6 protein-coding genes are annotated in these 7,323 nt (G+C 68.2%); 3 read left to right on the forward strand and 3 right to left on the reverse strand.

Annotation, left to right across the window (positions count from 1 at the left end):
- Positions 1 to 106: 106 nt before the first annotated feature.
- Both ASC93_RS23545 and ASC93_RS23550 read right to left on the reverse strand, forming a co-directional pair.
- Positions 107 to 859 (reverse strand): LytTR family DNA-binding domain-containing protein, encoded by a 753-nt coding sequence (locus ASC93_RS23545; RefSeq protein ID WP_056448300.1) that lies wholly within the window; start codon positions 857 to 859, stop codon positions 107 to 109.
- Positions 856 to 1,941 carry a sensor histidine kinase gene (locus ASC93_RS23550; protein ID WP_229412849.1) on the reverse strand — a complete coding sequence of 362 codons (1,086 nt, stop codon included), beginning with the start codon at positions 1,939 to 1,941 and terminating at the stop codon, positions 856 to 858. Before ASC93_RS23550 ends, ASC93_RS23545 begins: the two co-directional genes overlap by 4 nt.
- 157 nt (positions 1,942 to 2,098) lie before the next feature.
- On the opposite strand from ASC93_RS23550, the gene ASC93_RS23555 reads away from it, so the two are divergent.
- The gene (locus ASC93_RS23555; RefSeq protein WP_200958392.1) at positions 2,099 to 3,445 is read left to right on the forward strand and encodes a glutamine synthetase family protein; all 1,347 of its coding nucleotides are present in this window, start codon (positions 2,099 to 2,101) and stop codon (positions 3,443 to 3,445) included.
- Positions 3,446 to 3,553: 108 nt separating this feature from the next.
- Here ASC93_RS23555 and ASC93_RS23560 read toward each other — a convergent pair whose 3' ends face one another.
- Positions 3,554 to 5,146, reverse strand: coding sequence for a response regulator (locus ASC93_RS23560; RefSeq protein WP_056448302.1), 1,593 nt, complete (start codon positions 5,144 to 5,146; stop codon positions 3,554 to 3,556).
- 148 nt (positions 5,147 to 5,294) lie between these two features.
- Here ASC93_RS23560 and ASC93_RS23565 point away from each other — a divergent pair, with 148 nt between their 5' ends.
- Both ASC93_RS23565 and ASC93_RS23570 read left to right on the forward strand, forming a co-directional pair.
- The gene (locus tag ASC93_RS23565; RefSeq protein ID WP_056448304.1) at positions 5,295 to 6,086 is read left to right on the forward strand and encodes a DeoR/GlpR family DNA-binding transcription regulator; all 792 of its coding nucleotides are present in this window, start codon (positions 5,295 to 5,297) and stop codon (positions 6,084 to 6,086) included.
- Positions 6,083 to 7,249, forward strand: a complete 1,167-nt coding sequence (locus tag ASC93_RS23570; protein WP_056448307.1) for an MFS transporter — start codon at positions 6,083 to 6,085, stop codon at positions 7,247 to 7,249. Before ASC93_RS23565 ends, ASC93_RS23570 begins: the two co-directional genes overlap by 4 nt.
- The last annotated feature ends 74 nt before the right edge of the window (positions 7,250 to 7,323 follow it).

Raw genomic sequence — 7,323 nt, forward strand, 5'->3', positions numbered from 1 at the left:
ACCGTCGCCCCCGCGGAGGCGGGGGCCCAAGTTCATTGCGCAGCCATGCACGCAACATTGGATTCCCGCCTGCGCGGGAACGACGGTGTTTTAGTTGCGCGGCCGATTAAATCGCCATCTCGCGCAGCACCTTCGACGCCTCCCGGCTCGCCGTCAGCACGGCCCCGTCGCGCATCGTGATTTCGAGCTGCGACTGGTCGTCGGCCCGCATCGAATCGACGAAGTCGAGGTTCACGAGCGCCGAGCGGTGGATGCGGATGAAGCGGCCCGGGTCCAGCTGGGCTTCCAGTTCCGAGATCCCGATGCGCACGAGGAAGGTCTGGCCGCGCGCGGCGATCGCCGTGTACTTGGCGTCCGCCTTCAGGTAGCCGATCTCGTTCACGGACAGCGGGAAGATGCGCCCGCGGTCGCGCACGAGGATGCGCTCGATGCGGCTTGGTGCGTGCTGCATGGCCTGGACGAGGGCATCGCCGATGACGTCGCGCGCCGGGACGCCCGCGCCGGGCGCTTCCAGCAGGCGCACGACGGCCGCGTCGAAGCGGGCGCGCGTAAAAGGTTTCAGCAGGTAGTCGACGGCATTCAGTTCGAACGCCGTCACGGCGTACTGGTCGTACGCGGTCGTGAACACGATGTCCGGCACGACGTCCAGGCGGCGCAGCACTTCCAGGCCCGTCATCTCGGGCATCTGGATGTCCATGAAGACGATGTCGGGACGGATGCGGCCGATCTGCGCGAGCGCGCTGGCGCCGTCGGCCGCCTCGCCCACGAGGCGCAGGCCCGCGTGGGCGTAGATGAAGTCGCGCAGGACGTCGCGCGCGAGCGGTTCGTCCTCGGCGATGAATACGGTTCGGGCATTCATGCGAAGTCCTTGTCGTTGGCGGCAAGCGGGATGGCCATCGTGACCACGAAGCCGGCGCCCGGCGACGTGTCGATCGCGAGGGCATCCATGGTGCCGTATTCGAGTTGCAGGCGGCGCTCGACCGTGCGCAGGCCCAGGCCGTTCGACGCGCGCACGTGGCCGATGTCGGCGCCCGGACCGTCGTCGCCGACGGACAGCACGAGTGTTCCCATGCGCTCGTCGACGCGGGTGCGGATCAGCAGGCGGCCCGGCCGGCTGTGCGGATTGAAGGCGTGCTTGATGCTGTTTTCGACGAGCGGCTGCAGCGACAGCGCGGGCAGCACGTGGCCGCCGGCATTGTCGTCGAGCTCCCAGTCGATGCTGAGGCGCGGGCCGAGGCGCAGGCTTTCCAGCTCGAGGTAGTCGCGCACGAAGCGCAGTTCGTCGTCCAGCGTGACGCGGTCGTTGCCCGTCTTTTCCGTGTCCAGCACGTAGCGCAGCATGTCGGAGAACTGGAACAGCGCCGTCTCGGCGGCGTTGGGGTCCCGGCGGGTGAGGGCGATGATGGAGTGCAGCGTGTTGAACAGGAAGTGCGGATTGAGCTTGCTGCGCAGCGCGTTCAGCTCCGACGCCACGAGCAGCGCGTGGGCCTGCTGCATGGCCGCGTCCTGGCGGCGCCGCATCGCATTGGCGCGCACCATGTGGAACGTGATGGCGATGACACCGTAGCTCATGATCGAATACAGCACGGGCCACACGTAGAACGACAGCGGCTGCGTCGCGCCGTACAGCATGGCCGGGAGCGCGTACGACAGCAGGCCGTACGCGGGGCCGCCCACGGCGTGGACCAGGCACATCGTCGTGGCCGAGGCGTGCCGGCGCTCCAGCCAGCCGCCGAGCGGCCAGTGCAGGGCCAGGACAAGCGCCTGCGGCACGACCCACAGCATCGGCACGAGGCCGCGCCAGTTGAAGCCGCTTCGGTTGATGTCGTCCAGGTGCAGGGCGACCGAGAGCAGCAGCATGTACGCGATCCAGCCGCAGGCGTAGTTGCGCCACATGCGGCTGGTCGGCATCGTCGTCGTCGGCATCGTCAGCTGTTCCATTCAGAAAGTATGACGCAGGACGGCCTCCGGCGGAATGCCCATGACGCGAAGTGCGGTAACGGGGCAACGAATTGAGGAAAAGGGTGCGTCCGACCCGCGCGCGGCACAAACATCGCCGATGCTATATTGGGTCGCATCGAATGAAGCGAGGAGCGTGATGGATTCCGAAGCGCATGATCCGATGCGCGATTTTCTGCGCGAACATAACATCCACGAAGTCGAGTGCGTCATTGCCGACATGACGGGCATAGCCCGCGGCAAGATTCTTCCGAAAGACCTGTTCCTGACTGGCGAACACATGCGGTTGCCGAAGAGTGTGCTGTTGAATACGGTGCACGGTGAGCAACCGAACAACACCCCGTACGTCGGGCCCATCGATCCCGACATGGTCTGCGTGCCCGACCCGGCCACGATCCGCGTCGTGCCCTGGGCCACCGAACGGGTCGCGCTCGTGATCCACGACTGCATGAATTTCGACGGCACCCGGGTCGGCCTGGCCCCGCGCTCCGTGCTGCGCCACGTGCTCGCCGGGTACGCCGAGCGGGGCTGGACGCCCGTCGTGGCGCCGGAAATGGAGTTTTATCTCGTCGCGCGCACGACGAATCCGCACGAGCCCCTGATCCCGCCGACGGGACGCAGCGGCTTCACGGAGCAGGGCCGGCAATCGTATTCGATCGACGCCGTCAACGATTTCGATCCGTTCTTCCTGGAGCTGTCGGCGTTCTGCAAGCAGCACGAGCTGGGCGTCGAGACGCTGATCCACGAGGCCGGCGCGGGCCAGATGGAAATCAATTTTACGCATGGGGACGCGCTCGAACTGGCCGACCGCGTGTTCCTGTTCAAGCGCGCCGTGCGCGAGACGGCGCTGCGCCATGGCATCTTTGCCACGTTCATGGCCAAGCCGATGGAGACCGAGCCGGGCAGCGCCATGCACGTCCACCAGAGCATCGTCGACGACGAGGGCCGCAACATCTTTTCCAACGAGGACGGGTCGGAAAGCGCGCTGTTCCGGCACTTCATCGGCGGCCTGGAAAAATACGTGCCGCCGGCCACCCTGCTGTTCGCGCCGCACGTGAATTCCTACCGCCGCCTGTCGCGCTTCCAGTCGGCGCCGATGAACGTGCACTGGGGCTACGACAACCGCACGTGCGGCATCCGCATCCCGAATTCCGCGCCGTCCAGCCGGCGCGTGGAAAACCGCGTGCCGGGCGTGGACGTGAACCCGTATCTTGCGATGGCGGCTACGCTGGCCTGCGGCTTTCTCGGCATGGTCGAGGGGTTGGAGCCGTCCGCGCCGACGCCGGAAAGCGCGGAGCACATCCACGGCGACCTGCCGCGCAATCTCGAGGATGCGATCCTGCAGCTGCGCGGCTGTCCGGCGCTGGCCCACATGCTCGGGCCGTTGTTCGTGCAGGCGTTCTGCGAAGTGAAGGAGCTGGAGTTCGCGACGTTTTCGCGCGTGATCAGTTCGTGGGAGCGGGAGCATCTGATGCTCCTCGTTTGATCGTGTAACGTTGGCGTTTCGGTAGGGTGGGCACCACGTGCCCACGCGCCGGTTGAACGCGTGGGCGGAGGCCGCCCACCCTACGTATCCGCCGCAGGCCGGGGCGGATTACACGCAGGGCAGCGTGATGGTCAGCCGCGTGTGCCCGTCGCCCGTCTCGATGGCGGCATCGCCGCCCTGGACCGCGGCCATGAGGCGGATCGAATACGTGCCCAGGCCCGTGCCGCCCTGCTTGCCGGCCGTGGCGTACTTGTCGAAGAAGCGCCCGCGCATGGTCAGCGGCACCTCGCCCTCGTTGTCGATCACGACGTGCAGGGTGCCGGGGCCCGGCGCCACGTCGACCCGGATCGCGCCGCCCGGCGGCGATGCCTCGGCCGCATTCTTGAAGGCGTTCGTGAACATCGAATAGCACAGCAGCGCTTCGCCCAGGCAGACCGTGTCGTCCGGCGCGGCGAAGCGGATCGCGATGCGGCGGTCGGTGAACGCGAGCTCGGTCTGCTGCGCGACGCGCGACAGCACGGCGGCAAGGTCGAACGGCTGCAGCGCCGGCTGGTATTCTCCCTTTTCCATCTTGTGGATGTCGAGCGTGCGGTTGATCATGTCGAGCGCGTGGTTGGCAGCCATCTCGATCATGTGCGCGTGCTCGCGCTGCGCATCCGGCAGGTCGCCGCGAAGGAGCGCCTGGCTCGCGTGCAGGGTGACGGCGATGGGGCTCTTGAGGTCGTGGCGCGTCATGCGCTCGACGTCTTCGCGCAGGTGCGCGTTCTCGATCAGCAGCTCGTTCTGGCGTTTCAGGTCGCCCATCGCCGTGGCCAGCGCGAGATGCGTGGCGATGCGCGCCTTGAGGATCGTCGGGTCGGCCGGCTTCGACACGTAGTCGACCGCGCCCAGGCGCAGGCCGCCCACGATGTCGTCGACGGCATCCTTCGCCGACAGGAAGATGACCGGCACGTGCGCCGTCGCGGGATCGGCCTTCAGTTGGCGGCACGTCTCGAAGCCATCCATCACGGGCATCATGATGTCGAGCAGGATCAGGTCGACCGGGAAGGCGGCCGCGATCTCCAGCGCCTTGCGGCCGCTGATCGCCACCTTGATCGCGTATTCGTCCTTCAGCGCGCCGGCCAGCACCTCGATATTGCTCGGGACGTCGTCCACGATCAGCACCGTGCAGCGCTTGAGGCGCTCGGCCAGCGGCGCCTGCAGGCCGATGACGTCGGCCTGGACGGGCGCCGGTTTCAGCACCGGCGGGGACGCGGCGTCGGGCCTGGGTTCGGGCGCGCGCGCCGCTTCCGCCGCCGCCGCCGCGGGCGTGCCGCCGTCCTGCACCGTGCCGATCATCGCCATGAACTTGCTGGCGAAGCTGTGCACGGTGAACGGCTTGATCATGTAGGCGTCGACGCCGGCCTGCAGGGCGCTGCGCACGGCGGCCGGATTCGCCTCGGCCGTCAGCATCATGAACGGCGTCTTCGCATGGCGCGCGTCGCGCCGCATCCAGTGCAGCAGGTCCAGGCCGCTCATCACGGGCATGCCCCAGTCGCCGATCACGACGTCGATCGGCTGCTTGCGCATGAGGTCCTGCGCCGCCTTGCCGTTATCGGCCTGGAACACGTTGGAAAAGCCGAGTTCCGCCAGCACCTGGCGCACGGCGGTGCGGATCAGGAGATAGTCGTCGACGATCAGGATGGCGGCGGACTTGTGCATATTGTTCTGATAATGCATCCAGCGAGTGTAACAACGAATGTACCGCCAACCAATACCCGGCCGTCTTCATGCATGATCGTGCATGTTTATATTGATTATTGCGTGTTCATGCGCAAACGTGTACAGTGGGCGCATCGAGGAGGGGTATATGCAACTGGCGGAAGAACGACGGCAGCACATCGTCGACACGGTCGAGCAGCAGGGCAAGGTGCTGGCGGCCGAACTGGCGCAGCGGTTCAACACATCGGAAGACACGATCCGGCGCGATCTGCGCGACCTGGACGCGGCCGGCCTGCTGCGGCGCGTGCATGGCGGCGCGATGCGGCGCACGCAGGCCGTGCCCAGCTTCGGCCAGCGGATCGACGCCGATGCCGCGCGCAAGGCGATGCTGGCGCGCGCGCTGGCGGACAGCGTGCGGCCGGGCGACACGGTGCTGGTCGATGCCGGCACGACCAACCTCGCGTTCGCGCGCCAGCTGGAAGACGGCCTGGCGGCCACCATCGTCACCAACAGTCCGCAGATCGCACTGGGTCTCGGCCACCTGCGCAGCACGCGCGTCGTGCTGCTCGGCGGCGTGTATTCCGCCCACGTCGGCGCCGTCATGGGTGCGCAGACGCTGGCCGAGATCCAGCGCCTGCGCGTGGACGTGGCCGTCGTGGGCGTGTGCAGCGTCGAGGCCGAGCGCGGCCTGGGCGCGAGCGACGCCGAGGAAGCCATCCTCAAGCAGGCCATCCTCGCCGCGGGCAGCAGGCGCGTCGTCGCCGCGCTGAACGAACGCCTGGAGGCGCCGGCGCCGTTTCCGATCGCGCCGCTCGACGAGATCGACCGCCTCGTGCTGGAAGCGGATGCCGCGCCGGACGTGCTGGCACGCCTGCGCAAGGGCGCGCGCGCGCCCGAGATCGTGCTGGCGGCCCCGGTGCCCGGACGGGGGCGCGCATGAGCCGCATCGACGACGTGCACGCGCTCGAACGCGCGCCCGCGGCCGGATTGAATGCCGCGCGCTGGTCGGTGTCGACGATTTTTCTTCTCAACGGCGCCGGCATCGGCGTGTGGGCCGCGCACGTGCCGCTGGTGCAGGCGCGCGCCGGCATCGACACGGGCGTGCTCGGCTTCCTGCTGTTGACCATCGCCGCCGGCGCGATCGCCGCGATGCCGCTGTCCGGCTGGATGGCCGGGCGCTGGGGCACGCGCGCCGTCGTCATCGGCAGCGCTTTCCTGTTCGCGCTCACGAGCGGCCTGTTGATGAACGTGGGCGGCCTCGTGCCGCTGTTCCTCGCGGCGTTCGCGTTCGGCGCCAGCAACGGCGTGCTGGACGTGGCGATGAACGCCAACGCCAGCGAGGTCGAGGCGGCGCGCGGCATCCCGACGATGTCCTCGTTCCACGGCTTCTTCAGCCTCGGTGGCCTCATCGGCGCGGCGCTCGGCGGCCTCTTGATCGGCGCCGGCCTGGGCGACGGCCGCGGCGCGCTGATGATGAGCGTTGCCATCGCCATCGCCGTGGCATTGTGCGCCAGGAGGCTGCTCGCGGTGCCGCCGGCGCCGCACGCGAGCCACTTCGCCCTGCCGCGCGGGCCGGCGTTGTTCCTCGGCCTGCTCGGTTTGCTGTGCTTCGCGGTGGAGGGCGCCCTCGTCGACTGGAGCGCGCTGCTGCTGACGGAGCGGACCCGGGTCGATGCGGCGTCGGCGGCGTTCGGCTACTCGGCATTCTCGGTGGCGATGGCCGCGTGCCGCTTCGCCGGCGACCGGCTCGTGCTGCGCTTCGGACCATTGCGCGTGATGACGGCCGGTGGGCTCGGCATGTTCGCGGGCCTGATGCTGGCCGTGGTCAGCACGCATTTCATGCTGTCGGCGCTGGGCTTCGCGCTGATCGGCCTGTCGGCCGCCAACGTCGTGCCGCTGATCTTCGCGGCGGCCGCGCGCATGCCGGGGATGTCGGCCGGCGGGGGCCTCGCGACCGTCGCCACGCTGGGTTACGCGGGATTGCTGATGGCGCCGCCGTTGATCGGGTCGATCGCGGCGCATACGAACATCGCGGTGGCGCTGGGGATACTGTCGTTATCGGGGATCGTGATCGCGGCGAATGCGAGGCGCGTCATGCCGTAGGGTGGGCGGCCTGTATGGCACAGAGACATGAGTGACACTTGTCCAGAGACATAGGTGACACATGCCTAGTCATT

It is taken from the genome of Massilia sp. Root335 (assembly GCF_001425685.1).
In the GTDB taxonomy this organism is placed as follows: Bacteria; Pseudomonadota; Gammaproteobacteria; order Burkholderiales; family Burkholderiaceae_D; genus Telluria; species Telluria luteola.